At 55.0% G+C, this 24,281-nt stretch carries 27 protein-coding genes; 10 read left to right on the top strand and 17 right to left on the bottom strand.

Annotation, left to right across the window (positions count from 1 at the left end):
* Positions 1-45 precede the first annotated feature (45 nt).
* The gene (locus NMK_RS10815) at positions 46-471 is read left to right on the top strand and encodes a hypothetical protein (RefSeq protein WP_109015776.1); all 426 of its coding nucleotides are present in this window, start codon (positions 46-48) and stop codon (positions 469-471) included.
* A gap of 38 nt (positions 472-509) precedes the next feature.
* On the opposite strand, the gene NMK_RS10810 is transcribed toward NMK_RS10815, so the two are convergent.
* Together NMK_RS10810 and NMK_RS10805 are read right to left on the bottom strand one after the other, a co-directional pair.
* Positions 510-1,301 (bottom strand): ABC transporter ATPase, encoded by a 792-nt coding sequence (locus NMK_RS10810; RefSeq protein ID WP_109015775.1) that lies wholly within the window; start codon positions 1,299-1,301, stop codon positions 510-512.
* Entirely contained in the window at positions 1,301-2,239 is a 939-nt protein-coding gene (locus NMK_RS10805; RefSeq protein ID WP_181376249.1) for a helicase RepA family protein, read from the bottom strand. The genes NMK_RS10810 and NMK_RS10805 overlap by 1 nt, the downstream gene beginning before the upstream one ends.
* 916 nt (positions 2,240-3,155) lie before the next feature.
* On the opposite strand from NMK_RS10805, the gene NMK_RS10795 reads away from it, so the two are divergent.
* The 3 genes from NMK_RS10795 to NMK_RS10780 all read left to right on the top strand — a co-directional run bounded on the left by NMK_RS10795 (position 3,156) and on the right by NMK_RS10780 (position 9,211).
* The gene (locus NMK_RS10795) at positions 3,156-3,890 is read left to right on the top strand and encodes a hypothetical protein (RefSeq protein ID WP_109015772.1); all 735 of its coding nucleotides are present in this window, start codon (positions 3,156-3,158) and stop codon (positions 3,888-3,890) included.
* A gap of 1,356 nt (positions 3,891-5,246) precedes the next feature.
* Positions 5,247-8,426, top strand: a complete 3,180-nt coding sequence (locus NMK_RS10785; RefSeq protein ID WP_146187179.1) for a hypothetical protein — start codon at positions 5,247-5,249, stop codon at positions 8,424-8,426.
* Between the two features lie 365 nt (positions 8,427-8,791).
* A complete protein-coding gene (locus NMK_RS10780) occupies positions 8,792-9,211 on the top strand; it encodes a hypothetical protein (RefSeq protein WP_109015769.1) in 420 nt (139 codons plus the stop codon).
* Between the two features lie 40 nt (positions 9,212-9,251).
* On the opposite strand, the gene NMK_RS10775 is transcribed toward NMK_RS10780, so the two are convergent.
* Positions 9,252-9,581, bottom strand: coding sequence for a hypothetical protein (locus NMK_RS10775; RefSeq protein WP_109015768.1), 330 nt, complete (start codon positions 9,579-9,581; stop codon positions 9,252-9,254).
* Positions 9,582-9,694: 113 nt separating this feature from the next.
* Between NMK_RS10775 and NMK_RS10770 the strand changes: the two genes are divergently transcribed.
* Entirely contained in the window at positions 9,695-10,198 is a 504-nt protein-coding gene (locus NMK_RS10770) for a hypothetical protein (protein WP_109015767.1), read from the top strand.
* Positions 10,199-10,224: 26 nt separating this feature from the next.
* Here the strand turns inward: NMK_RS10770 and NMK_RS10765 are convergent, their stop codons facing one another.
* The 4 genes from NMK_RS10765 to NMK_RS10750 all read right to left on the bottom strand — a co-directional run bounded on the left by NMK_RS10765 (position 10,225) and on the right by NMK_RS10750 (position 12,324).
* Positions 10,225-10,413, bottom strand: coding sequence for a hypothetical protein (locus NMK_RS10765; protein ID WP_109015766.1), 189 nt, complete (start codon positions 10,411-10,413; stop codon positions 10,225-10,227).
* Positions 10,414-10,457: 44 nt separating this feature from the next.
* The gene (locus tag NMK_RS10760) at positions 10,458-11,207 is read right to left on the bottom strand and encodes a helix-turn-helix domain-containing protein (protein ID WP_109015765.1); all 750 of its coding nucleotides are present in this window, start codon (positions 11,205-11,207) and stop codon (positions 10,458-10,460) included.
* 131 nt (positions 11,208-11,338) lie between these two features.
* Positions 11,339-11,530 carry a hypothetical protein gene (locus NMK_RS10755; protein ID WP_109015764.1) on the bottom strand — a complete coding sequence of 64 codons (192 nt, stop codon included), beginning with the start codon at positions 11,528-11,530 and terminating at the stop codon, positions 11,339-11,341.
* A complete protein-coding gene (locus tag NMK_RS10750) occupies positions 11,530-12,324 on the bottom strand; it encodes a hypothetical protein (protein ID WP_109015763.1) in 795 nt (264 codons plus the stop codon). Before NMK_RS10750 ends, NMK_RS10755 begins: the two co-directional genes overlap by 1 nt.
* Positions 12,325-12,480: 156 nt before the next feature.
* Here NMK_RS10750 and NMK_RS10745 point away from each other — a divergent pair, with 156 nt between their 5' ends.
* The 3 genes from NMK_RS10745 to NMK_RS10735 all read left to right on the top strand — a co-directional run bounded on the left by NMK_RS10745 (position 12,481) and on the right by NMK_RS10735 (position 14,055).
* Entirely contained in the window at positions 12,481-13,026 is a 546-nt protein-coding gene (locus tag NMK_RS10745) for a hypothetical protein (RefSeq protein WP_146187178.1), read from the top strand.
* Positions 13,027-13,041: 15 nt separating this feature from the next.
* Positions 13,042-13,620, top strand: coding sequence for a hypothetical protein (locus tag NMK_RS10740; RefSeq protein ID WP_109015761.1), 579 nt, complete (start codon positions 13,042-13,044; stop codon positions 13,618-13,620).
* Positions 13,621-13,734: 114 nt separating this feature from the next.
* Positions 13,735-14,055 carry a hypothetical protein gene (locus NMK_RS10735; RefSeq protein ID WP_109015760.1) on the top strand — a complete coding sequence of 107 codons (321 nt, stop codon included), beginning with the start codon at positions 13,735-13,737 and terminating at the stop codon, positions 14,053-14,055.
* A gap of 40 nt (positions 14,056-14,095) precedes the next feature.
* Here the strand turns inward: NMK_RS10735 and NMK_RS10730 are convergent, their stop codons facing one another.
* The gene (locus tag NMK_RS10730) at positions 14,096-14,716 is read right to left on the bottom strand and encodes a hypothetical protein (RefSeq protein ID WP_109015759.1); all 621 of its coding nucleotides are present in this window, start codon (positions 14,714-14,716) and stop codon (positions 14,096-14,098) included.
* A 165-nt stretch (positions 14,717-14,881) separates the two neighbouring features.
* Between NMK_RS10730 and NMK_RS18515 the strand changes: the two genes are divergently transcribed.
* Positions 14,882-16,792 carry a hypothetical protein gene (locus NMK_RS18515; RefSeq protein ID WP_181376251.1) on the top strand — a complete coding sequence of 637 codons (1,911 nt, stop codon included), beginning with the start codon at positions 14,882-14,884 and terminating at the stop codon, positions 16,790-16,792.
* A gap of 63 nt (positions 16,793-16,855) precedes the next feature.
* On the opposite strand, the gene NMK_RS10720 is transcribed toward NMK_RS18515, so the two are convergent.
* The 9 genes from NMK_RS10720 to NMK_RS10680 form a co-directional block, all read right to left on the bottom strand.
* Positions 16,856-17,410 carry a hypothetical protein gene (locus NMK_RS10720; RefSeq protein ID WP_109015758.1) on the bottom strand — a complete coding sequence of 185 codons (555 nt, stop codon included), beginning with the start codon at positions 17,408-17,410 and terminating at the stop codon, positions 16,856-16,858.
* Between the two features lie 3 nt (positions 17,411-17,413).
* Entirely contained in the window at positions 17,414-17,968 is a 555-nt protein-coding gene (locus NMK_RS10715) for a hypothetical protein (protein WP_109015757.1), read from the bottom strand.
* Positions 17,969-17,971: 3 nt separating this feature from the next.
* Positions 17,972-18,532, bottom strand: coding sequence for a hypothetical protein (locus tag NMK_RS10710; RefSeq protein WP_109015756.1), 561 nt, complete (start codon positions 18,530-18,532; stop codon positions 17,972-17,974).
* A 33-nt stretch (positions 18,533-18,565) separates the two neighbouring features.
* Positions 18,566-19,114, bottom strand: coding sequence for a hypothetical protein (locus NMK_RS10705; RefSeq protein WP_109015755.1), 549 nt, complete (start codon positions 19,112-19,114; stop codon positions 18,566-18,568).
* A 3-nt stretch (positions 19,115-19,117) separates the two neighbouring features.
* A complete protein-coding gene (locus NMK_RS10700) occupies positions 19,118-19,687 on the bottom strand; it encodes a hypothetical protein (RefSeq protein WP_109015754.1) in 570 nt (189 codons plus the stop codon).
* Complete coding sequence (locus tag NMK_RS10695) at positions 19,674-20,279, bottom strand: hypothetical protein (protein WP_109015753.1); 606 nt, start codon at positions 20,277-20,279, stop codon at positions 19,674-19,676. The genes NMK_RS10700 and NMK_RS10695 overlap by 14 nt, the downstream gene beginning before the upstream one ends.
* An 11-nt stretch (positions 20,280-20,290) precedes the next feature.
* Positions 20,291-21,316, bottom strand: coding sequence for a recombinase RecA (gene recA, locus NMK_RS10690; RefSeq protein WP_109015752.1), 1,026 nt, complete (start codon positions 21,314-21,316; stop codon positions 20,291-20,293).
* Between the two features lie 77 nt (positions 21,317-21,393).
* Positions 21,394-22,008 (bottom strand): YkgJ family cysteine cluster protein, encoded by a 615-nt coding sequence (locus tag NMK_RS10685; protein ID WP_109015751.1) that lies wholly within the window; start codon positions 22,006-22,008, stop codon positions 21,394-21,396.
* A 33-nt stretch (positions 22,009-22,041) separates the two neighbouring features.
* The gene (locus tag NMK_RS10680) at positions 22,042-22,956 is read right to left on the bottom strand and encodes a mechanosensitive ion channel family protein (RefSeq protein WP_181376248.1); all 915 of its coding nucleotides are present in this window, start codon (positions 22,954-22,956) and stop codon (positions 22,042-22,044) included.
* Between the two features lie 199 nt (positions 22,957-23,155).
* Here NMK_RS10680 and NMK_RS10675 point away from each other — a divergent pair, with 199 nt between their 5' ends.
* Entirely contained in the window at positions 23,156-24,280 is a 1,125-nt protein-coding gene (locus NMK_RS10675) for a YqaJ viral recombinase family protein (RefSeq protein ID WP_109015749.1), read from the top strand.
* The last annotated feature ends 1 nt before the right edge of the window (position 24,281 follow it).

The raw sequence follows: 24,281 nt of genomic DNA, 5'->3' as shown, positions 1-24,281 counted from the left end.
GGTGATATACATCGATGTGGTTTTTATCAATCGAGAGGAAATAACATGCAACAAACAGTTGAATCGAATAACGGGTTTGCGGTTACAGCTTACTTGGCTTTTCTTGATGCGGTCATGGCGGAATGCGGTCCATGCAAATGCCTGATGCCCAACTCTAACGCCATTACCCGGCGCGCCAAGCTTACCTATCAGAAAGAAAAAGCGGCATTGACGCAGAAGTTAGAGCAGCTTGATGCGGCGACGACTGTGGTACCGGAGGAATTCTACAACGTCGAATGGAACAGGCTGCTTAAGCGGGTGAAGTACAGCCTGTTGAGCTATGACTACAGCTTGCCCACGACGACACCGGATTTTCGCTTCCCACGGGATGGTCGCAATGTTCCAGTATACGCACGAGATGTGCTCGGGCAACTGCGCACCTTGCAGGAAATCACCTTCGCTTACCTGAAGCAGCAAGGCAAAATGCAATAACCCTCAGAGACCCGTCACCGGGTCTCTTTTCATTGTGCCTAGATATCTTCTTCCTCGGCATCGAGGCGCTTGATGCGATTGCCGTCGACGAGGATGCCTACGGCCTTCAAGGCGTCTGCGGATTTGTGGATTTCACGACGGCGATGGCGCATCGACACACTGTCGCCGCCCGCGCCCACGAGTTGAATCAAGGTATCCATGAGCCAGCCGCCGGTCGGTTGGTCTCGATGGGTCAGGATGTGACGGGCGATGGCTTGTGCCACGCCGGCATCAATCTTGGCGAGCGGCGCCGGGTCATAGTGAAGCTGCAAGTCGTCGCGCAACATGGCGGCAAACGCCGGGTCCAGCGTGACGCGCCACATCTGACGGGGCTTGCCCGTCAATCGATTGAGCTTTGTCGCTTGCGACTCTTCCACCCGGTCGAGGATGCCGCCAAGCAGCTTCAATCCTTGCGCCGGGGCTTCCAATGTGATGGAGGTTTCGCGCAATTCAGTGAGCATGCGCCAGAGCGTGTCCTTGGAATACGCCTTGCCGCCGCCGACCGTCACCCGCACCTTATAGGGGTCAACGAGGATTTGAAGGTGCCCGGTCGCGGCAATGGTGCGGTGGTCTTCCGCATGGCGGCAGATGGCTTCGATGATGTCGGCATGCACCTGCCCTATCTTGCCGCGCACGGTGGCGGTACCCCACGGCGTTGCAATCACCCGTTCCTGCCATTGCGGCCGTCGCGTCGGCTGATAGAGTTGCAGCCGCGACTGGTGCACCGTTGTCGTCGGCAATTTCTTGATGATATCAGCGACGCCCGAGGGGCCGGAAGCATTAGCGGTCATTACCATTTTCCATCGAAGGCGCCTTTGGCAGAAGGCAAGCCGGGGACCGTGTCGGCCGGTCCGCGGGTTTCAGTTGTTTGAACGGGCATAGGCTGCGGACGCACAATCGTTTGTGGTTCCGCTACGCCATTATCGAAGGTGCAGGGTAGCAAGACGCCGTCTTCGACACGCTTGAACCATTGGTCTTCCAGCGGCGCACCATAGTTTTGCTTGCTGATATTCCAGCGCACATAGTGCACGTGAGCACCCTCAGGCAACCCAAACTTGCGGGCCTCGTGCTCGGTCATCGCTGCCAGGAAGGAAACCCAGCGCGCGTTGTCTACCAGCACGGAAGAACCACGGGCTGCTTGCTGCAAGGCGCCCATGCCGCTGATGGCGGCGGACTTGCTAGTGTGATGTAGATACATCACTGCGGCGCCGGAAACCGTCGCCAATCGTTCGAGCTGCGCGAGGAGCCGCTTCATATCCGGGGTTGCGTTCTCATCCAGCGAATGAAAGCGCGACAAGGTATCGAGCACGACCAGTCGTGCGCCTTTGACAATCGACAGCACCGCGTCAAACCACCCGGCCTCCATCAAGTCGATGTTGAGCCCGACGCAATCCCGAAAATCAAAGTCGTTGAGCGTGCCGCCTTTAGGCAGATAGCGCTCCACCGCGTGCAGACGAGAGGCGAACACATCTTCTCCATCCTCGGCGGACAGCACCACAATGCGCCCTTTCTTTGGCGCAAGTCCCGTGAGGTCAGCGGAGGATGCGAGGCTCACTGCCAGCGACAGCGCCCAATAACTCTTGCCGACTCCACCCGGACTGATAACCCCGCCGACCGTCCCCGCCTTGAATCCAGGCAATACGAAATCGAGCGCCTCTGCAGGCCGCTGCAATAGCGCTTGCAAGTCTGCCGCAGGCGGCATCGTTCGCGTAATGGTATCCTTGGACATGCTGGCAATCTGGAGATTTAATGCCTGCAAATATACCATCTAATAGCATTTTTGTCAATGCAAACCTTTTGAAGAGGCGACGCCAGGCTTGCCTCGATAGCGCGAAGCGGGGACCTTGTTGCAACCCAAAGACAGTTTTTGAGCGTGTGAACATTCTAATCACACTCCTCGTGCGCAGCCTTGCGGAAGCGTTTTTCTACCGCAAGGAAAGCATCTGCGGGCCGATTGCCCGCGTGACTGTGGCTTGCCTTGGAGTCAATCGATTCACCTTTTTAGCCTAGCCCCCGCAGAGGGGCTTTCGACTGCGTGAGCAACCCGCCATGGGACGTCCTCGTGGATTACGCGAAGCGGCGGACTGTCTTGCCCAAGCCTTTCTGAAGTTCGCCTTGAAACATCCAACTCCCACTCCCCTTGTAACGCCTCGCGTCAGCGGTTTCTGTTGACCGCGTCACGCTCAAGGACGTCTGCTGTTCGGTCTTGGGGCTGCGGCTCCCCTGCGCGAAGCGGGAACCCTGTGCGAACCCCCACGACCTGTTGCTCGCCTTGAAACATCCCACTCCCACTCCCTGTGCGCCAGAACCGGTCGCCCTGGCACCGGTGACGCGCGAGCTGTTGCTGGCCTTCTGCTCTTCGCCTCCCCGACCGGGTATTGAGCCAGCTTGGGCGAAGCCCGAACCTTGTCTAACCCACACGTTTCTTTTTCGCCTGCGGGAATCCAACTCACACTCCCCCGTTTTGCGTAGCGTCTTTCATACGCAAAGAAAGCTTCACAAAAACTTCACGCGGTGTTCATTTTGACCTTGACAAATGAGGCTGAGTATGTTAAAGTACGCTTAACAATTAAGGCTAAGCAGTAAGCCTAGCAAGTGGACAGAATAGCTACCGAGGTAGCGAAAGAAAAAGAGGTAGAAGCATCATGGAAGCAACCAAAAACCGTATCACCCGTGACCCGTTGAAGGCGCTAGTCGATGTCGACAGCCTGCGCCTCGGTCACGAGCTCGCCATCAATGGCGCTCCCAACTGGGCCGAAGGCGCAGGCCCTAAGCGTCCCCTCGGCGTCGTCCCCTTCGAGACCGCTCGCCAGGTGGCCACCTTCGCCATTCCGGTCGCGCTGGTGTTCGGCGCACTGGCGCTCAAGGGTCTCACCGCAGGCCTTATCGCCATCCCGTTCGCCATGCTTGCCGGTGTGGTACTCGATGCGCAACTGATGCGTGCCATTGAAAAGCAAAAGGCCCGTGATGTTGCGAACGACCGCGGCAATTACGCTCGCGCTCGTGAACTCGCTGTGCGCTTGGGCCTCAAGATGGAGGACATCAACAAGGCTCGCATCACTCGTCTTGAGGAAGACTTCAAGCTCGAGGAACGTCGACTCAAGCCTTATGCGTTGAACGGCGAAGCACGCGGTCGTATCGAGCGTGAAGTCGCTGAAAAGGATTTGGCTCGCCGCTTGCGTGCACTTGGCGATGAGCCGCTGTTTGAAAAGGAAACCCGTGTGGGTGCAGCAGGACAGGGTCAGTCCAATACCGGTTCTGCAGGTCGCAGCCATCATCATGGCGGTGTGCCCGCTTCCCATCCGATGGTCAACATCAACGGTACACCGATGGCTAACGAGTTCGTCGACATCAACGGCAAGCCCTTCGGCGCACCTTAACAGCTCCTCGTCGCAAGATAGCGACTCCCCTCCCCGGTCGAGGAAACTCCCCGGGGTTTTTTATTGCCTGTCCAACCAGGTGGTCCACGTCACACCAGCGCCAAGGCAGGCTGAGATAAAAGGGCCTTGGCACTTTTATTGAAAGCGCCGGACGCGATTGAATCGTCTCACGAGGAGGCCTTTCATACACTGGCTTACCTCCCACTCCAGATGTTCGCCCCATAGGGATTCTTCTCTAAATTGAACCCCTCAAAAGCGTCATCGAGGAGGCTTGTCCTGACCCACATCTCCCTCGCCTCGTGCTGCTCGCATGTTGGACTGACCGCACCCATTACGCCCTGCACAGTTCCTCTCCCGCGACTCCTTGCCTCACGCATGTGCCCATGTGTTTGCGTTGAAGCGTCCATCCGTTTGATGGACAAGCCCGGGTATATTCCCCTGCGCAGTTGTGTGCCAGCCGCCTTGCAGCAAGCACCGTCTTGCGTTTCATTTTGGCTATTCCGATACCTGATGCGCAGAAGCCTGGCGCTGTCGAATTGAGGCACCCTACACCCTCCTCAACAAGCATCCCCATGGGGGTCGCTTTCAGGCTTCGCAGCCCATAATCGCTGGCCTTGTAGTCACCCTGCATACCCCGCCCTTGCATCGCCCCCTTAGGGGCCTTTGAGACATCGTAGCACTTGCCCAGGCACTCCCACCGGAGGACGTTTCAATGCGCCAGCAACCTCTACGCCAAAGGCCACGCCAGCCACTTCCCACGCGTTCTTTTCATGCGACCTCAACACCTCCTTCAAGGGGCGTGCAGTAAGCGCCAGGGAGGGTCGCATTGTGTTCCCGGAACACAATCGGCACCGGAAGGAGCGGTTCGGTTGTCACACCGGGAGGCTCTTTCGGTTCGCTGTCGGGGGCGCAGACCTATCAATGCGGCGCAATGACGAGCGCGAAGCGGGGAGCCTGTGTTAACCCCCGGGCTTCTGTTTCGGGTCGTGAAGTTGTCAATCCCACTCCCGTCGTCCACCACCGGTGGCGGAACGCGGCATGGTGACACACCGCCTTGCGCGTGTGGAAACAGGGCCGAAGGGCGCGTTTGACGTCTCGCCTGCGTCGCGTAATGGTCAAGCTTCCTCCCTAGGCATGGCAAGGCCGGAGACCCCTCCTGAAGACCCTCTTCACCCGGCCCGCCATGTGTAGTTCAGCTGACCATTCCGACGTTGAGAAGAGTCATACGAGCGCCGCCCGCGTTCCGACGTTACGGTGACGTGGACACGGGATGGGATTGGGACCATCTCCAAACCTCAAGAATCGGTACCCGCAAGCCAGCTAATTCCTATACTCGGTATCACTTAAGGAGAATTTATGGCAGACCCTACTATGATTGACCAGGGGGAGTTTCCCCAGGTTATCCGCAACCACGAACGTGAGGAGCGTGACTTTACTAACTGGCGCGAGACGCAGGAGCAGTACATCGAGAGCGAACGCGTCGCTGCGCTCGACAACATGCTCTATGGCAACCCTGTTGCCAACTTGCTCTATCTGGAGCAGGCTGGGTCGCTGACAACGCTCAGGAATGAAGAGGAAGTGGCGAAGGTTGAGAATCTTCGTCGGCTTGCTGCTGAGCAGCAGGGATTGCCGTATGAGCCGCCAGCCCACCTGAGCGAAGCTGCAGAAGCGGCCCTTGCGCAGCTCAAGGAAGCCTCTGAGCCAGCTTCAGCGCCAGCTGTTGAGGCGACAAATGAGCCAGCTCCTGATGCGGCTATCCATACGGGTGAAGCTGCAGCCGGTAAGGAGGTTGAGGCTAGCGTTGCGGCGAAGCTAGGTGATTTGCCGCGTGAAGCCACCGGCGTGGAAAAGAAGCTCTCCACGATTGCTGGCGATGGTACACGTCAGGACCGGCTGGTCATGCTGGGCGACCCGAAGGTTGAAGAGCGCATGATGGATACCCTGCGTAATCGCGGCCTCCTCACCTACGTGGGCGGTGTACCGCAGATTAATGCAACGCACAGCCAGCTGGCTAAGATGTACAACGAAGCGGCCATGCAACTCGGTCACGAAACTGGGCGCGAGTACTCCACTGTGCGTGCGGTTGAAATGGAGGTTAATCGTGAGCCTGGTGCGCTGTTCGGTCGGTTGAGTTCCGGCATCCTGAATGCGATGGGCCAAAAGCACACCATCACTGTCCTGGTTGGAGGTGATAAGGAGACTGTGGATAAGTCTCTGGCGGAGCTTGGTCAGCACTTCAGCAAGATGGATAGCCTGGATTACCTGAACAAGAATGCCAGCCAGCCCGTGAAGCTCGAAGACGGAAAGCTTGTGGTGCCTGAGAATGGTCCGCTCAAGCTCTCGAGCAGCGTCGCACTCGATGTCGCGATTGGATTGGCCAAGGCCCCGGTGCAAGACCGTCAGGAGTTCCTTGATAAGGTCAAGGAGATGCGTGACGCGCAACGTGCTCAGGAATTCGCCGAGAAGGAAAATGGTGGCGATAAGGAAGCTGGCAAAGAAGCAGGTAAGTCTGCTAATCAGGAAGCGTCACCGCAGGTAAATAAGTTTGCTAGCGAGTTTGCAGAGAAGCTCGATAAGGCGTTTAAGGAGCCTGCCTCCTTGGCAGAGCGTAATGAACGCAAACAGTCTGGGGCTGAGTCCATGCTCTACGCTTTCCGTGGAATGAAGGACCCGGCAACCCCGGAGCTGGGCACGCTTCCGACTGAAGCGCGGCAAACGGCGTTGGTGCAGCTTGAGGCGCTGGTGAAGAAGGCGCAATCCAAGGAGTATGGCGAAGGCGCGATTAAGGCTGCGACTGACCTCACCTCCACTGCCGGCGATTCTTCCAAGATGAAGCTGGAAAAGCTGATTGCCGCGGAGCATGCGAACGACCCGAACTTCGCCGCCTTTGCCGCTGCTACGGCTGGCCGCATGGTGGCGGATGGCATTATCACTGAAAAGCAGGCGCAAGAGATGAAGAGCGCCACTCAACCGCAAGCCACTGCGGAAACGGCTGCACCCCAGTCGGAAGCCAGCAAGCAAGCTCCGCAGGAACCCCAGCAGGCCGCTCAGGTAAATGACCAGGCGGCCGCCAAGGAGCCCGTGAAGCTGGACGCATCCGCCCCGCTGCATGAGCGCATCGAGCAGATGGCTAAGGCGGGTCCGGATGGGGTGAGCGCAGAGCAAGTCAATGCACTCATGAAAGACCTGCAGCCAGCTCGCATGAGCGAGGACTTCTACCAGGTCGACACGCGCAACATGAAGGATGGGAAGGTCGACTACCAGACGGACGAGCCAGCTAAGACGTTGGCCCGCTTGGAAGCGATTCTGACTGCGACCGAATCCGGCCGCTATGGCCAAGAAGCCGCTAATCAGGCGAAGGAGCTGCTCCCGCTGGTGCAACGTGAGGGCGCCTGGCATAACCAGGACATGTATCGCTACATGGACGACCCCCTAGCGCTTCGGTTGACTGGAGACCAGGTGCGCACCATTGACGAAGAGCGGGCTAAGCTTGGCTCCTGGTTGGACAAATCTCATGAGGCGTCCGCAACGGCTACGCAAGCACCAGCGACGGAAGCGCCTAAGGCTGCCACCGTGCAAGAACAAGCTGGCGCACCAGCTGTTGAAGCGCCAGCAGCTGCGCCCAAGCAAGCAGAGCAGGTTCGTGAGGCCACGTTTGAGCCGACGCCGCATCCGCAACAGGCTTCGACTGAGAAGGCGGTGACGCAGTTGGCGCAGTTCATGTCGAATCCGGCGGGAAACCTCACCACGCGAGACCACCAATGGGACCCTCGAGGCGCGGATAAGCTGGCGCGCGTGCTGGGCAATATTGATACCGATGTGCTGAGCGGCATGTCACCGGCAACGCAGGCAGAGGTCGCGGCACAAGCTAAATGGGCTGCTCGTATGGTGGAACAAGGGAAGCTCCCGGTGAGCGATTCGTTGAAGGACCAGGTGCTGTACAAGGCGGATGAGATGGACCGCCTCGGAAAGCTGCCCCTCGACAGCGAGTCGGCCAAGGCGCTGGCTAAGGCTGAGCGTTTGGAGAGCGCTATGGATGCGCGCATGACGGGTTCGAGCCACAACACGCAGGCAAGTACCGGCCATACCCAGGACCGAGATATGAGCAACATCGCGAAGGACCTGGTGCACGCCGTCTACAAGGCGCCTGATATGGGTGAAGCGTATGCGAAGTACACGCTTAAGATGGCGAAGGACATCACCCCGGACAACATCAAGTCGTTGTCTCCGGAAGACCGCGCGCGCACGGCTGTAGCGCTCGACTTCCTGGCGCGTCAGGTGAAGGAAGGTGCGATGGGCGACTTCAGCTCCCTGAGTGACGCAGTCCAGCGCCATACCAACAACTCTCTGGAAGCTGCAGATAAGCTCTACCAGGCGTATGCCAAGGATTCCTCAATGCAGGTGTCCATGATTCGCGCGGAGAACGACCTGCATGCGCGAAACAACCCAGAGAACACAGCGGCCAAGGAAACCGCCGCAGGGCATGACCAGGGCCAGTCCAAGCAGGCGCAAAACGACCGGTCCCTCGAACGCTAACCAACCACCAACCCACGCCATCCCGGTTGCGACATTCTTCCGGGATGGTTTTTTATTTGTGAAAATTGAGCACTCAATTAAAAAAGAATTTATTTAAATACTTCTTAGCTCTAATAATCATTCCTCTAAGTAGCAATTAACCTTATGTAAAGAATTGGTAATCGAGGTGTAAAGGTTTTGCAACATTTTCCACTTTATGGATGAGCTTCAGATTGAGTTAATTTTAAATTTTGTAATAAATACAATTTGATACTTGACAATTCTAAATGGGAAACATTTGCAATTACTTGTAAATAAATTGACAAGAATACCCCTAACTGCTACTGTGAAACTATTCGTTCACAACTATAAGCTGTTAACAGCATATGCGGGAATTTCTAAAGATTCTCAAGGGGAACCTTGATGTGCAGCGGGCTCTCATTGCCGTCGTGTCACTTGCCGGGGAAATAGTTCTTGTCAATAAAGCATGGAGTGAGTTTTGGAAGGAGAATGGCTGGGAGACCCCTTTCGGAGAAACACTAAATGTCAGCCATTTGTTCAAGACCGCATTAGGGGAAGGCTCACCCAATTACATTGAGGCGCATGCCGCATCCGATATCCTTAATGGGTTGTCTGATGTCCTTAATGAAAATGAGCCTCGGTATACGCGCGAGTTCGAGCTTAACTCGGTCACAGGCCTGCACATGATGCGGGTTGGAATACGCGCGGTCGACCTGTCAGGATTTCGCGGCGCACAATTGCGTTTCGAGATACTTCCACGCTTTTTTGTACAACCTGCCGCCTAAAAAGTAAAAGCCCGGATTAACCGGGCTTTGTTACGTCCGCTTATCGTACACAAGCGACGGGGTATTGTGGATTGCCCATCATCAACATCCATCGCGCGGCGGCCTCGCGGTACCCGGCCGTTTCACGCAGGCTTTCCGCCTTGGCCAAAAACCCATCTCGCAGCAGTTCATCGGCCTGGATTAAGAGGCTCACCGCTTCGTCCTTGAGCGCTTCTGCGCGCAGGGTATACGTCTGGTTGAACCAGACATTGGGGACGGAGACGACCTCCCCTGTTTCTGGATAGAGATATTCGAGTCGCTCTGCCGCCACATCCCCGGCAACGAGGGTGTGCGGATTAAACGTACACACGGATTCAGCGTAGGCTGGCATGGTGGCTCCAATAGCATGGCGCCACGAAATGCGGCGCATGATTTGTATAGCGTTTACTCGGGAATTCGCGAGATAGCGCTATACCGCTCTCTACCCAGTAAAATGAGGAAATCATGCAAGAGTCCGCGATACCGATGGAGTTCAACCAGGTCAAGAGCATGGCCCGCGAGGCCATTCATGCCGGTGTTCGGGTTATCCTGGTTTCCAGTGAGCCTGGCGTTAGTATGGGCCGCTTGATTGATGAGCTTTTGACGGAGCTCACGGCAGAAGGCCGGGACGTGATGTACACGACGCCGCTAGAGCGGACGCACCGCTGGAAATCGGTGGCGGGGATGACTAGCCCGACGCCCTACTCCCTGCTCAATCAAGCGGCTGAACAGAGTTTGCCCAAGCAAGACGTCATTATCCTCGACCATGCAGGGGTCCTGGATGCCCCCATGTCTCGCGGCCGACCCAACTCCGAAGAGGTCTGTGCGGCGTTGGCGAGCTGTTGTACCACGCTGCTCATCGTGGCGGGCGAGGCAGACCTTTATGGCTTTGTAAGCAATCCAGACTTTGAAAATGGCATGGTGGTCACCCCGACGCTACGCCGGCGCGGGCCTGAATCCGTGCATTAGCCAGCAGAGCCCACCCGGGCTATTTCTTATCGCTCGATGAGAGTCCCGTCCGCGGCGATACGCCAGGTATACCGGCTACCATGCGTCACATGGTCCGGCGGACAGGAATAGGTCACCGAGCCGTCCTTGTTAACCGACCGTGCATTGCGCTCGATTTCGCAATACGGGCATGGCAATGGCGGATAGTCTGAAGCCTTTTCTTTTTCTTGCGACATGATTGACCCCTTGTTAATTGGATGTGCTGGACTACCCCAGCCGTTTATTCAGCTTGCGTCGGCTCAAATGGCGCAACACCATCGTTTGGCGTAAAGACCCCGGCGATGATGCGTGGCTCACCGGGGACCTGCCCCGCCTGTTCGATATACAAACGTATTCCCTCCGCCGCAGCCATCCAGGAGCTAAACAGGTCCGTGCAGCGCCTCGCCGGGCGCCAAGCCTCTGTGAAGGGGTCATGGCTGTAATAGTTGGATGGCTCGAGCACAAGGTCCATGCCATCGATGATGACCATGTAGCCTTGCGCGCCTTCCGGCAAGTTGAATGGCGTGCCGAAGTCGTAATCCGACCATACGAGCTTTGGGAGCGGGGTGCGATTACGCCTGACGTCCACCGGATGACCACAGAGCATGGCTTTGATATTGGCTTCCAACACGCCTGCAAAACTACTGTTAATCCCGTCCACCTCAGGCTTTGCCCCGGGGAATAGCTTATCCAGCTCGGCACAAGCGGCCATGACGGCGTCCTTCACCACCTGCTCAACCTGGTTGGACTCGACGTGAAGCGGATGTAGCGCTGAGCCGGGATATAATTTACGCTTGTCCGCAGGCTCAAGGGACAGTCCCAGTACACCCAGCACGGAATCCACAATCCCCTGACCGATGCCTAAGTTTCCAGCCTCGAGACGCACCAGGGTTTGTATGCCGATGCCCGCCTCTTTGGCGAGCTGGTACATAGTCTTTTTTTGGGCTTTACGCGTTGCCTGAATTAATATCCCACGCTCAATGGTATCCATGCCGACCCCTCATTTATTACCATATATGGTAAATTATTTGAGAGGATTTGTCAAGTTACAGTTCACGATGGCTGGGTTTGGGCATAAAAAAAGCGCCTTAACGGCGCTTTGGTTGTGGGACTGGCAGGCGATTACTTCTTGCCCACCAACCCTGGGATATCGGTAAAGCTGCCCTGTTTGGACATCTGGATGCCTTCCTCGACGGTCTGGGAAAATCCGCGGAATCGAGTGGCGGTGGTCAGCGCCAGGTTAAAGACAACAGGCAGCTTAGCGGCTTCTTTGCCGCTGGCCCATCGCTTTTGCTTACTGATATAGATTTTCATCAGGACTCCATCCTAACCTTGGTCTTTGCATAGTATATCAATGTTTTCCATGACTTACTAAACGGGGTCAAATCGAATTTCATCGCTCGGCCATTGCCCCCGACGTTCTGCCACCAATCACTGTCGGCAGCCATGACGTCGCTAACCGTCTTGCAATGAGACAGTTTTGGGTTACCTGAAGTTTCACCAGGCTCTAGTGGCGCATCGAACCCGAACTTTGGCCATACGAAGTATCCCACCATGTCAGGAATGGCCCACTTCGAGGGAATGGGTGGCGCGCACCCGCCGGCCAATAGAGTAATTTCACTCCAACCTAGCCTGTAGGCCGTTAGGGCGCAAAGCCCAAACGCTACAAAGCCGAACTTGTCCGGGGTTTTGGCCTTATCCATAAACATGTGGTCGATATAGACCGCATCGATATAAATCCCCGATGTGGGGTTAGTTTTATAGATGCCGACGGAATTCGTGTGCCCTGCTAGCGTCCATGGATGCTGACTCTGGAGGTAAACACCAGGTGGCGCATAGGTTAGGGTCGAACCCGTGGTGTCTTTGTAGGTTGCGGTCGAGTTATCGGGCAGCATGAAAAGTCTGCCGATAGCTTCCGCGTCGACCATCACGTCGTGGGTCAGGGTGACCAACCCACCGTCCAGGGGACTCCCATCGATACTTAAGCCGGTTCCCGTGAAGGATTTTGCTACTTCATGGGATTCGAGGTATCGCTCTAAAGGCTTCAGCGCCCAGTGATAGTAAACCTGTCTTCTAGCCTGATGGGCTCTCTCAGACCAATTAATCATATTTTTGTCCTTCTTTATTAGTTTTCCTTATTGATGCAGCTGGCTTGCGCTGGCAAGGCAACAGCACCCCCCCATTACTTTCCTCGAAGCGCTGATGTTAACAAAAGCTGCGCTATACCCCATCAAGGTCTATTTATTAATATGAGGGAAATTTTCATGAAATCAAGTGCGTTATTGGTGGTAGATGTCCAACCCGCATACCGGGACTGGTCTGAAACTGTTGTCGATGGGGTAGTGAAGCGTATTAACAATACGCGGAAGCCAGTCATTGTGATGTGGGTGGGAGAAGGCCTTACCGATGACACGGAGGCGGATGTATTCAATTACCTGCATTACAACGGCGCGCGGCCGGGGAAACTCAGCCAATGCCGCTTCATCGAGAAGGATTATGGGTTCTTCCGTGGCTGGATGGATAACGGGGTATCTTCCTCGACGATTGTGAAGGTCGGGAAGGAAATGCTCAATACTCGCCGGCACTCGAGCGAAGACCTGGACCTCGAGGCGGTGCTGGAGGCGGATTTCGAAGAAGTCGCAGGCCTAGCATCCAGCATTGCAACGCCATCTTTCGATAGTCGCTTGCTCTCCAGCTTCAACAACTTCGATACCTGTGGCGGTGGCGGGCAGGAATGCCTGGCGGAAATCGAGTTGTATCTGTCGATGCTTAACAAGCCCTACACCCGACTCGATGAACTGGTTTATTAAATAGGGAGGTATCAAATGAACGTTGTGCTTTCATCCGGCCAAGCGGTCTCCTACCGAGACCTGGCTTATATGCGACCGGGTATTGCCCGCCGCGAAGGGTTTATCGCCTTATTCAAGGCGCACCCTACGTGGCACATGCCGGTTAACTGTAAATGGCAGTTGCAATCGAACGATGTGGATTTGGCACATCTCCTGAAAAAGGGTGTGCTGGAGCGCATTCGTAGCGGTGGCGGCAAGGCGCATCACATGAACAAGTCAGGGAGCAAGCGCCAAACCTATCTGGTGTTATCCAAGGCTTATGGCGGGCAGGTCAATCCGGCGGATATTCAGCCATGCGAGGTCTTGCGGATACGCATGTATCCCAATGACCGCGAACCTGGTTGGGTCGCACGATTGCAGGATGCGGGTTTGCGTGTGAGCCACAGCCCGCAACGCTTCGGGCGCACCAGCTGGCTAATCAAGCAGTGTGATGCGCACATGGAAGTACTGCAAAGCCCGTCTATCGTGCAAACCACCGTGATTCATGCGCCGACTGCAGGACAACTAAAAATAGCAGGACAACTGGTCAAGGCAGGTATTGCCCTGGTTGTCTAAGCAAACATAACTTTCACTCTCATCCCCGTCCATGTGGCGGGGATTTCTATTTCACTTCACATCAGCGGCGCTATACAGGAATGGACTCTATCGTCCTAACTAGGAGGAAATATTATGTTGATTGAAGTGAAGGGTTTTACGCTTTCTTTTGCCCCGTTGCTGTTTATCGCCGCCGTGTTGCTTAACTGCTTGGCAACGTACGTGATGTCCATGGCGCCAACCAGGTATCGCCGGCTGGACCAGTCCCGTCGCATGGCGTTCGCGCTGGATGCTGCCGCGACACTGACCTTGATAGCTTCGGTGGTGAACCAGGGCAACCTGTTACTTTTTGCCGTCATGCTGGCCATAGCCACGCTCGTGGGCACTGTACTTTCGGTAGGCATCCTGCGCGGACTGATGTGGCTCTCACAGTTCGAGTTGCCCCACCTTAACTGAGCTACTCAATCAAAAGACCGCATATTGCGGTCTTTTTTGTTTACTGCCCAGCAGTTCCAGCTGACTGGGCTGGCGGTTGCTGACTAGTCGCGCTTGCTGGTTTCTTGGGTAGCTCGGAACCTTCCGGATTCAGGCTGCATACCAGGAAGGGATACTTGTTGGCGCAATACGCGCCATACGACAGCCCACCCATCACAATGGTCAACCAGGTGTTTCGTGCCACTTTGGCGTTAGCTACTGCCTTTTGCCCGAAGCGCTGACCGATATCGTCGACCAATTGTGAAGCATCCTTGTTGGTAAACGTCGGCTGCCCCTGGTAATACAGAATCTGGTTGGTATCCGCATTAATAATCCAGACCGGGTCCTCCGGGGCAATGCGCTTGATGGTCCCGTTGTTAATCTGAGTTAGCACCGAAGGAAGCGCCTCAGGCAGCACGCCGGAGAGGTAATTAAGCAAACTGGTTGAGTTCATGATGGCACGAGTATGCGCATCTTCTGCATGAGCTGGCACACTGGCCAATGCCAAGGTAGAGCAAAGAAATGCAAAAACACCAAGGGATTTATGCTGTTTTTTGAGGGCATCCCCCTTGACAGATGCAAATATCCCCGCTACAGTTCGAGCCAGCTTACGCATTGCGTTGTGAATTTCGTAGTGCATCATGTTATATCCAATTTCTATAAAGTACATGAGTTCTAGTGAATCTAGTCGGGCCACTCGACGTTAATTGGGCCGCTTGTCGGGTCTCCCTGACAAAAATTGGATTCACCTGTATTGTGTTAGGAAATTGTATAGCTCGAACACTGTCCAAACATGGAGGTTTGCTATATGGAACAACCCAGGCAATCAAAGCCGCATCGTCACGATAGTCGTCCGCGGACTGGTTTTCAGCCTGGCGCCGAGCGCTCTGTTCGCTCGGTCAATCTGAACAAGCTGGTAGATGTATTAGGCACGGATGGCGCAGCTGCCGCCCTGTTAATTCGCGAAGAACTCCTGAAATCCCTGGTCTCCGGCCGTGAGCAATTGAAGGGCGAGCATCTTCAGCATCTTAATATGCGTCTTGGCGATGCGGGCTTCCCAGTTAACTGGCTCGAAATCAAGGATTCAACGGTGACCCCGGCCCAAGCCGACACCTTGAAGCAATTTGCAGCCGAATCCATCCAAAAAGCACCGATACGCCGCCTTAACCTCAAGCGACTGGTAGAAGCATTCCCAGACCGCTTAAACATGTTGGCGGATGCGCTTGAACTCCAGGCGTCCAGTATCACCAATATCGTAGAAAACACTGCCGTATTCGACGACCAACGCATGGGGCACATCAACCCACGTTTGTTTAGAGCTGGTTTCCCGAATAACTGGCTGGAGCAAGCCAATCCGGAACTCAAGCCGGAGTGGATTCAGAACCTGGAGGCGATGGCTACCGACACCTATGAAGAAGTGCTGTCGGATACAGAAACCGTCAAACCAGCGGCGGTTGAGATTTCTGCACAAGCGCCGGCAACCAGGGGCACGAAGCGCGCGCCTCAAGCCAAAACCGGAACCATTATTGCAACACAGCCTGGACAAACAAAGGAGGATACAACTGTGGCAACTTCCAAACCTGCGAATCAAACAACCCCATCCGTCTCCACTGGAGCCAAAGCTGGCGCCAAGCTTCCGCCTGGCGTTTCCCGTGCCATGTTGGGTGCTGGTCGCAGTGCGGCGAAGCCGAGCGCACAAGGCAAGGTGTTGCCTGCCGCCGCTCCTGCCCGTCCGGCTGCAACCCCTGCTGCAGCACCAGCTGTGGTAGCGAAACCGGCTGCAAAGCCAGCGGCCAAGCCAGCACCAGTCGCGGCTAAGCCCGCAACCCAGGCACAAGCTGCGGCTGCCGCCCCGGTCACCGCCACTGCTGGCAACGACAAAATCTCCAAGGAACACTCCCTGTTCCGCGCAGGCAACCTCGAAAAGTTGTTTGCCTCAGCTCGCCGCGGCGCAAAAGTCTGTTTGTGGCGCGACCTGCTTGGCAAGGGTTTGCCTTACGCCGGCAACGTCAAGAAGGGGGCCATCCTCGTTCGTGACCCGCTTGCAGACGATATCACCGACCTGATGGGGCTGCCTCGAGGCTTCCTGGATAACCCCACGTTCCCGCCGTCAAAGATTTCGGCTTGGGTCATGGACCCCAATATACCGTTGCCAACCACCCGTGAACAGGCGCTCAAGGCTGCTTCCGTTCAGGCTGGAGAGACGGCGACTGCAGAGGTGCAACCGGTGGTGCGCCCGCAACCTCAGCAAACAGAACTTCCAGTTATTCCTGTGGCCAGTGGCGCTCGAGCACGTGCTCTGGCTGGCGCAGGACGCACGGCCGGCAAGAAGGCACCAGCTGTTGCCGCCAAGCCAGCTGCAACTCCTGCAAAACCGGCAACTCCGGTCGCGGCCAAACCGGCACCAGCCGCACGGCCAGCTCCAGCTGCCAAGCCAGCGGTTCAAGCACAACCGGCCGCGAAACCAGCGGCAACCGCACCAGCTGGCGCTACCGCAGCACCCGCAGTGACCCCGGCCACCGCATCCGCCATGGTTGCTGCCGCGTCCTCTGCCGCTACCACCGGCTTTGTCTGGGCACCCAACCCTGCACCGGTCGAACTTATCGAGCCGGGTCCGCTGGCTCAAGTGCTGGTCGACCAGATTAGGAAGATGGCCCAGGCTGGAACCTTCACGGAAGTCGATGCACTCAACCTGCTCTACTATATGATGAATCGCTAAGCGATACGAAAAGAAAAAGCCGGCAATCGCCGGCTTTTTTGTTAGCTACCACCTCAATATCGGTTAGGCGGTAAGCTCTTGGTTATAGAGCTGGGCTCGCGCCATCTTAAGTGCGACTTTGGCTTTCCATTCGCGCATCATCTTCAATTCTCCGACCGTGAACTCACGATTGAGCGCCAGCACCTGCTGACGATAATCCATTCCAGCCTCACTGGCCTGACTCAAGGCAAATAACTCGGCACAATCCAGCTCCTGGATGGACGAAAGGTTGTTTAGCTCTTTCTCGCATGAATCGACGATGTTGAATAAAGTGTTTGACCGGCCAACCAACATGAAAAAAGCTGCGATTCCAAATGCGGCTGCACACAAGAACAGCTCTCCGGGAATAATCATGCCTAGCGCTAGTCCCTGAATTGCGGTGAAAACTAGCGCCAGTGTAAGAATACAAGTTAATGCCGTGGCCGTCCCATAGACCGTGGAAGCACGCTTACAGCGCTTGAATTCCTTAGAAGCAAGTAAAGCTTTGCGCTGCTCAATGGTTTCAGCCGTTGGCGCAGGCGTCTCCATGTTGAATACCACCGCGCTGTCCATAAAGATTTGATAGTTTTTTGACGTCATCAGTTAATCCTTTACGGTGAGCGTCTCATACAGCTCATTACAGGCAGCCTTTTCCTTGAGCGTCTTGGCATGCGCCACCAACATCTTGAACTCGGCCGCGATGAACTTACGCCCTTGCTTAATTACCGCATCGCGATAGGCTTCACATTCGGCATGGGCCTCGCAGCAGTCGATTAGCTCCTGGCAGTGCTTGCGGGCCATCGGCTGTAATCCGGAACGCTCCGCATCAAGCGAGGACACGACCCGGCTCAGCTTAATCACGAAATCGAGCATCAACCAGAATAGCGCCATAGAGACAAACAAAACGCCGAAAGTCTCAAACAGGCAACCCCAACTAAAAGCTGGCTTAAGATGTTTGGCGGCATAGGTAATGGTTGCGAAAAAACTGATAAGTGCCATCAGAAGGTTCATGCTCAGCATAAAGTCAACGTGGCGCTCGGTAATTTGACCTTCGATGTTGAGCTCGGCAATCCGAGCCTCAATTGCCGCTTGCGGCTGTGGCCCAGCCATGGTGATTGCAAGTTTGGATTCTGCTAATTTCTTGAGTTTGAAATACATGGCTTACTCCTCGTTTTTCTTGTAAAGCGCGGCTTCAGCAACACGCTCATGGGCGGCGTTGTTCCAGGCATTCAGCATCTCATGCTCAGCTTCCACAAAATGACGAGCTGACTGGATGATTTGTTGACGATAGCGCTCACCCTCTGGCGTGCCGGCACAAAGACTCAGCACTTTGGCGCATTCAGACTGCGGAATTGGCTGCAAACTTTCCTTTTCATTGGTCAAGGCCGCCTGGGCGTCGAAGAGCTGTTCTTCCATCTCGGACGCAAGGAACATCAATCCTGCGCCAACGAGGCCACCACCTAGCACATATAACGCAAGCTGATTGAAAGGCAATGCCGTAATAAGCCAACTGAGCAGAGTTCCCCCGATGCCCACGAAGGCGCAAATACTTGCAATGACATTCAAAGCACCAGCTAAAGAAGCGAGGAGCCCCACGTTACAAATCAATTTGTCCGAAAGTTGAGCCAATCGACGGTCAATGTCTTCCTGTGAAGGGGGATGCACCGAGGGGTCGAATACCAGCTTGTTTGCGATGATGGCGTTAATCCACTTAATGGTCATGATTAGCTTTCTTTTTCTTTACCGGATAGGAGGCTAAGCAGTTTGCGTCTCATAGAGCGCCGCACAGGCGGCCTTAGTCTCGACCTCGTCTGCATGCGCAATTAAGAGCTTGCCTTCAGCCTCAACGAATGTCCGCCCTTCGGCCAGGACGGCCTTACGATAACTATCGCATTCAGGGTGAAGTTCACAGCAGGCTAGCACTTCCTTACAGGAGGTCGCCTCCATAGGCCGCAGGCCCTTAATTTCCTTAAGAATGCTATTGCAGCAGCGTTCGAGATTGAATACTGATATCAGTGCCAAAGTCGGCACGGCGAGTGCCACAGCTAACATCAAGGTGCCTTTGATAACAGTCATCCAGCCCAAATTGGATTGTGGCAAGCAGCCGATGACAAGCGTGACGCAAAACAAACTAGCGAAGACACTAATTGCGGCAAGTGGACCTGTAAAGTCATCAACCAAACTAACAATTTTTTCTACCTTCAAAAGGGCATTCCGACGTGCTTCAAGAACGTCTTGGGGGACCGGATTGCTGATATCGAAGACCAGTGGGTTTTGAGCAATATTTTTGATTTTTTGGTACATTTCTTAATCCTCGTTAAGGTTGTAGAGTTCGGAACATGCTGCGCGGTCGCTCGCAGATTCATTCCAGTTCTTGAGTAGTGTTTTTTCTGCAATAACAAATTGTCGCCCGGCCGCAATCACGCCTTCTCTATAGCTCATGCCCTCAGGAGTTTGTTGACACTGCTTCAACATGACGGCGCACTGTGCTTGAGGTAATGGCTGAAGATTTCCAAGCTCATTAAGCAGCGCCGTCTCAATGTCGTTAAGAGCATTTTTAAAGCAATAAATGCTTCGCGACACCAATATGCCGGCTAATGAGCAAAAGAATCCCACCCAAAGCTCCATTGGGGTATTCTGGGTATGGAGTTTCGTCGACAAAATTCCCATCATGAAAAATACAGTTGCCGTGACCGATACCACCGCGGTGAGAGCTGTTGCCAGGTTTGCGGCATCGCAAGCAATGCTTACGTTCCGGATGCGCTTTGGCGTTACATAGCTCAACCGCTCATCAATACACGCCTGGGATGGAGCGCCCTGTTGGACGTCGAACACCAACTTGCTAGCCACTAACGTTTTGAGCTCAGAAATGTTCATCTTCAGCCTTTTCGCTATAGCGTGCAGGACGTGACTCACCGGCATACAGCTTTGCTTTCAGGTCACGCAATTCCTTGGTTTTCTCCCAGCCAAGCAAAAGCTCCCGCTCAGCGTTAACAAATGGACGGCCAAGGGCCGCTACGCGCTGACGGTAGGATTCGCATTCCGGGTACTCGGCGCAAGCAGTGACCAGTGGGCTTACATAACAGTCGATAATATCCTCGAGGTGTTCGCGCTCTCCCTCCAAGTTGCGAAGCAACCCGCAATACAGGGTTGCTGCCGACCCACCTAAAGCCGCTATCAGACACGATAGACCGCCACCAATAAAGAAGAAGGATGCGACCAACCCTGACTCAACGTTGAGATAAACGAGCAAGCTCAGCGCTTGCGTTAGTGCGACCAATGCCAATATCACGAACATCGCGGATTGCAGTATTAGCCCACCGTAGATGAAATTCGCTAACATCAACCTGGATTCTGCAATCGCATCCAATCGATTTTTGATAGCGTCAGCCGAAGGCGGGACCCCTGCAATGTCAAACTTTAGCTGTCCTGCCACAAGGTCTTTCAGGTTTTGGATACTGATAAGCATGCCTGTCCTTTCTATTCTTCGGATTCGTAGGATTCTTGCTTGGCCCCAGGGAATGCCGCGCGCACACGCTGCTCTAGGCTGGCTGCGATTTCATGGTTGTCTCTCAGCCACTGGCAAGCGTTTTCACGGCCTTGACCAATCTTTTCGCCAGTTTCCTTCAGCGAGTACCAGGCGCCGGACTTCACAATCAATCCCAGGTCGCCACCCAGGTCGAGCAGCTCACCCACACGGTTGACGCCCTTGCCAAACAGAATGTCGAAGTGGGCTTCCTTGAAGGGAGGCGAAACCTTGTTTTTGATGACCTTGACCCGGGTTTCGTTACCGATAATTTCATCGCCCTGCTTGATAGCACCCGTACGGCGGATATCCAGGCGAACAGACGCGTAGAACTTGAGTGCATTGCCCCCGGTCGTAGTTTCGGGATTACCGAACATCACGCCAATCTTCATGCGAATCTGGTTGATGAAGATGAGCAGCACGTTATGCTGCTTGGTGACGGCGGTGAGCTTACGCAACGCTTGCGACATCATGCGGGCCTGCAGGCCCATGTGCGAGTCACCCATCTCCCCTTCGATTTCAGCTTTCGGGGTGAGCGCGGCGACGGAGTCGATAACGACAACACTGACCGCGCCTGAGCGCACCAGCGTGTCGGCAATTTCGAGCGCCTGCTCGCCGGCGTCCGGCTGGGAAATCAGGAGGTCATTGATATTGACCCCGAGCTTTTGCGCATAGACCGGGTCCAGCGCATGCTCGGCATCGATATAGGCGGCGACACCGCCTGCCTTTTGAATTTCAGCGACAACATGCAGGCACAGGGTCGTCTTGCCTGAGGATTCTGGACCAAAAATTTCTACCACGCGCCCACGGGGTAAGCCGCCGATGCCGAGGGCACGGTCCAGCATGAGGGAGCCGGTGGATACGGATTCGATATCGAGGGCAACTGCACCGTCACCCATCTTCATGATGGCGCCCTTTCCGAACTGCTTCTCGATTTGCGCGAGGGCAGCGGCAAGCGCCTTGGACTTTTCTTCTTGCATTAGAGTCTCCCACTGAGAGACCCTAGTATACCAATTAAATGCTTATTTGTCTACTGTTAAATAGTAGTTTTTGCAAGTCACTCCGGGAAGAACTCCCGGATATCTGCCAGTGTTTCCATCTTCTTGAGGGAGAGCCAGGCGAATACCATTTCGAAATCCTTGAAGCTGCCCATGGTCGGGATGCTGGTTTCGCCAAACTTGGTGGTATCGCAAAGCGCGGGGTCACCCGCCATGTTATGGTGCAGCCGGCACTCGAGCGGCCGGGACTCGTAAATCGAGCATTCGTTCTCCACGAGAAATGGACAAGGCTGGCCAAGGAAGGCCATCTTTTCGACCTTATCTTCTGGCTCCGGCATGCGGAACGGCAAATGGGTCATCTTGCGTCCAGTAATGGCCGCGATGGTCTCGGCCTCACTGGTAAAAATCATCAAGGGGAGATGGCAGCAGCTAGAACAGCCCTTTTTGCAGGCAGTATACGGCGCTACAGCTTCAGAGGCCTCTTGCGCGAGGCGGATAACCTTCCGTTGCCTGGTTGGGACGGAGGCATTCTCGTTGGCGAGCTTGTGTAGCATCGCCCGCATCACCGGTTGGGCCAGCCAGGGATGGGCAGCTACAGCGGCGTGATAGTTGCTGTCAGCGAATTCTGAGTAAGGGAAATCGTCGTAGGGTTCTTGCGTATTTTGTTCAGACATACTGGCCTCTCAAGTCCAAGCCAGTATGGCGGATTACGGGTGGTGGCGCAAGTGAACACGAGGCCAAGCATCCTCGTCAGCAGCAGCCAAAAAGTCTCGCAGAATGAGCTGCTCGACCTTCAGCTTCTCCCGGAACGGCGTGACGATGCGAAGCACCAGAATCGCGAACCCCTCCTCCACCAGCTTGATGCGAACCTTAGGCTCGATGGAGGGGGTGTCGATGGCATTGCGGCGCTGCAACTCATTCATATGCAGCCTGGCATCGGCGTAATATGGCTCGCAGTGCTTTACCGCTGCAGCCATTAGAAGCTTCTCTGCTTTCAGGATATCGACACCCTTGGGCAGATGAACCTGCAATACATGCGCGCCATAATCCCCGGTGAGATTGTCGACGAATACCGGGGTATGCAACAGCCGGTGGTTTGGAATCTGAATCACCCTGCCTGAGTAGGTCAACGTACCGGGGCCAGTCTCTGCCAAGAGGATATGCTGCCAAGTCATGTCTACTACCTCGCCCGTGACACCATCGATTTCAATGAAGTCCCCCAGACCGTAGGTGCGCTTCAGCACGTGCAGCCAGAACGCCAGCATTGACATGAAGGCTTCGCGGAACACCAGCAGCATACCGGCTGTGGCAGCCCCAAGGGCGACAATAACCGAATGCAACTGCTCTCGCCAGATAACGCAAACGCCAACCAGGAACATGAATGCCGCAAGATTGCGGAAGGTGACCATCCAGAAACGACGCACTTCAATCGGCTGATTGCGCGATACGACCCAGCTTGACGCCTGCGCAGTGAGGAGGAGGATGCCAGCCAGGCCAAGTGTTTGCATCATGTCGAGTGGGATGATGCTGAGCTTGGCTTGCAGGAATTCCACCCAAGAGATGCTCTCCACCTGGGGATGAGCGACCGCTGAATATGAAGAATGACCCGGAACAGGGGTCATGTGAGGTACACCTGGCATAAAAAACCTATTTACATCTAACACCATTAGTATAACATAGAATTATAGTTATCTCAAGTTTCACGGCGTTCTATGGTATACACCTATACTTTTTCGCAGGTACAAACTGAGACGTAAGCAGCTATCCGGAGGATTGCCGGGTAGTTGTGACGCTGTAGATGAAATATTGAGAGGAAATTGTATGAAAAGAGTATCTGTTGCGCCCCGCACAACGGAGTGGCATGAAATCCGGGCTGAGTCCTGGACTGCATCCACTGCGGCTGTGCTGGTAGTCAAGGAGAACGCAATCCTACTCCGTGACTATGCCTTGGCTAAGGGTGTTACGTTGGATATCGACCCGTTGCTCGATGTTGGGCTGGAGTCGTTCTACGAAAACACGCTGTGGAAGGCGTGGGCGGAAAAAATGGGTAGGATTCCCCGCTTTGAAGGCAACGCTCATACCGAGCGAGGCACGACGAATGAGGAATTGGTCCTTCGGAAGTTTGAGGAGGAACAGATGATGATGGTTGAGCGCGAGGTAACTAGCTTATCGTCGGAGTATGACGGTTTTCTGGCTTCTTACGACGCACTCGCACCCGCATCGTCCGACCCAGGGGTTGTAGCTCCCTACGGGTTCCCAGTTGAAGCTAAGTGTCCCGCTTTTGGGTCTCGCAAGAAATTGTGGGATAGCAAGAAGGCAGGGCAATTGGCCATTATGGGATTGCCCTACTATTGGTGCCAAGTTCAGCATCAGATTTATGTAGCCGAAGCGCCTTATGGGTGGTTTGTGGCTGCAGGAGTCGAGCAGGACAAGGATACCGGGGAAGAGAAGATTGTGTTCCCTATCGTGGAGAAGGTTCCGCGTGACGAGCGTTTCCTGCGGGCTTATATCGCCGCAGCGAAGTACTATCATGAGGAATTCATCCTTGGTTGTGTGGAACCTCCGATGCTCCCTTCGGATGAAGCGCTTGTGCAAGCACTGGTCGAAAAGGCCCAGTTCGAGCGCGCGATTCATGAAGCTGACCTTGAGACAGCCTCGGACCTTTATCTCGAAGCCGTTGAAGCTGAAGCAGCCGCTTCCAAGCGCCGCAAGGAACTGGAAGAAAAGGTGCTGAAAGCTGCAGCAGCGATGCGAGCCGAGGGTGACGAGATGGTGACTTTAAGTAGCCGGTTACAGGTTATTTATTCCACCAACTCCTCCGTGTCCTGGCAGAAGGTTGCCAAGGACCTGGCCAAGCAGCAAGGCCTGTCTGATGTGCCCGAAGAAGTTATTAAGGCTAACACCAGCAAAGCAAGGGAGAGCTCAAAGCTTAAGGAGGTGGTATAAC

Origin of the sequence: Novimethylophilus kurashikiensis (genome assembly GCF_003112435.1) — a bacterium.
GTDB lineage: Bacteria > Pseudomonadota > Gammaproteobacteria > Burkholderiales > Methylophilaceae > Novimethylophilus > Novimethylophilus kurashikiensis.
Note: the sequence above shows the minus strand (reverse complement) of the source record. Positions and strands in the feature narration are given on the sequence as shown.

Coding starts and splice junctions, on each gene's coding strand:
- NMK_RS10735 (WP_109015760.1), top strand. CDS start 13,735: ATGTTGATTGAAGTGAAGGGTTTTACGCTTTCTTTTGCCCCGTTGCTG.
- NMK_RS10730 (WP_109015759.1), bottom strand. CDS start 14,716: ATGATGCACTACGAAATTCACAACGCAATGCGTAAGCTGGCTCGAACT.
- NMK_RS10700 (WP_109015754.1), bottom strand. CDS start 19,687: ATGAACATTTCTGAGCTCAAAACGTTAGTGGCTAGCAAGTTGGTGTTC.
- NMK_RS10795 (WP_109015772.1), top strand. CDS start 3,156: ATGGAAGCAACCAAAAACCGTATCACCCGTGACCCGTTGAAGGCGCTA.
- NMK_RS10675 (WP_109015749.1), top strand. CDS start 23,156: ATGAAAAGAGTATCTGTTGCGCCCCGCACAACGGAGTGGCATGAAATC.
- NMK_RS10705 (WP_109015755.1), bottom strand. CDS start 19,114: ATGTACCAAAAAATCAAAAATATTGCTCAAAACCCACTGGTCTTCGAT.
- NMK_RS10765 (WP_109015766.1), bottom strand. CDS start 10,413: ATGTCGCAAGAAAAAGAAAAGGCTTCAGACTATCCGCCATTGCCATGC.
- NMK_RS10755 (WP_109015764.1), bottom strand. CDS start 11,530: ATGAAAATCTATATCAGTAAGCAAAAGCGATGGGCCAGCGGCAAAGAA.
- NMK_RS10805 (WP_181376249.1), bottom strand. CDS start 2,239: ATGTCCAAGGATACCATTACGCGAACGATGCCGCCTGCGGCAGACTTG.
- NMK_RS10785 (WP_146187179.1), top strand. CDS start 5,247: ATGGCAGACCCTACTATGATTGACCAGGGGGAGTTTCCCCAGGTTATC.
- NMK_RS10740 (WP_109015761.1), top strand. CDS start 13,042: ATGAACGTTGTGCTTTCATCCGGCCAAGCGGTCTCCTACCGAGACCTG.
- NMK_RS10715 (WP_109015757.1), bottom strand. CDS start 17,968: ATGTATTTCAAACTCAAGAAATTAGCAGAATCCAAACTTGCAATCACC.
- NMK_RS10695 (WP_109015753.1), bottom strand. CDS start 20,279: ATGCTTATCAGTATCCAAAACCTGAAAGACCTTGTGGCAGGACAGCTA.
- NMK_RS10710 (WP_109015756.1), bottom strand. CDS start 18,532: ATGACCATTAAGTGGATTAACGCCATCATCGCAAACAAGCTGGTATTC.
- NMK_RS18515 (WP_181376251.1), top strand. CDS start 14,882: ATGGAACAACCCAGGCAATCAAAGCCGCATCGTCACGATAGTCGTCCG.
- NMK_RS10750 (WP_109015763.1), bottom strand. CDS start 12,324: ATGATTAATTGGTCTGAGAGAGCCCATCAGGCTAGAAGACAGGTTTAC.
- NMK_RS10680 (WP_181376248.1), bottom strand. CDS start 22,956: ATGACCCCTGTTCCGGGTCATTCTTCATATTCAGCGGTCGCTCATCCC.
- NMK_RS10810 (WP_109015775.1), bottom strand. CDS start 1,301: ATGACCGCTAATGCTTCCGGCCCCTCGGGCGTCGCTGATATCATCAAG.
- NMK_RS10815 (WP_109015776.1), top strand. CDS start 46: ATGCAACAAACAGTTGAATCGAATAACGGGTTTGCGGTTACAGCTTAC.
- NMK_RS10760 (WP_109015765.1), bottom strand. CDS start 11,207: ATGGATACCATTGAGCGTGGGATATTAATTCAGGCAACGCGTAAAGCC.
- NMK_RS10685 (WP_109015751.1), bottom strand. CDS start 22,008: ATGTCTGAACAAAATACGCAAGAACCCTACGACGATTTCCCTTACTCA.
- NMK_RS10745 (WP_146187178.1), top strand. CDS start 12,481: ATGAAATCAAGTGCGTTATTGGTGGTAGATGTCCAACCCGCATACCGG.
- NMK_RS10775 (WP_109015768.1), bottom strand. CDS start 9,581: ATGCCAGCCTACGCTGAATCCGTGTGTACGTTTAATCCGCACACCCTC.
- NMK_RS10720 (WP_109015758.1), bottom strand. CDS start 17,410: ATGACGTCAAAAAACTATCAAATCTTTATGGACAGCGCGGTGGTATTC.
- recA (WP_109015752.1), bottom strand. CDS start 21,316: ATGCAAGAAGAAAAGTCCAAGGCGCTTGCCGCTGCCCTCGCGCAAATC.
- NMK_RS10780 (WP_109015769.1), top strand. CDS start 8,792: ATGCGGGAATTTCTAAAGATTCTCAAGGGGAACCTTGATGTGCAGCGG.
- NMK_RS10770 (WP_109015767.1), top strand. CDS start 9,695: ATGCAAGAGTCCGCGATACCGATGGAGTTCAACCAGGTCAAGAGCATG.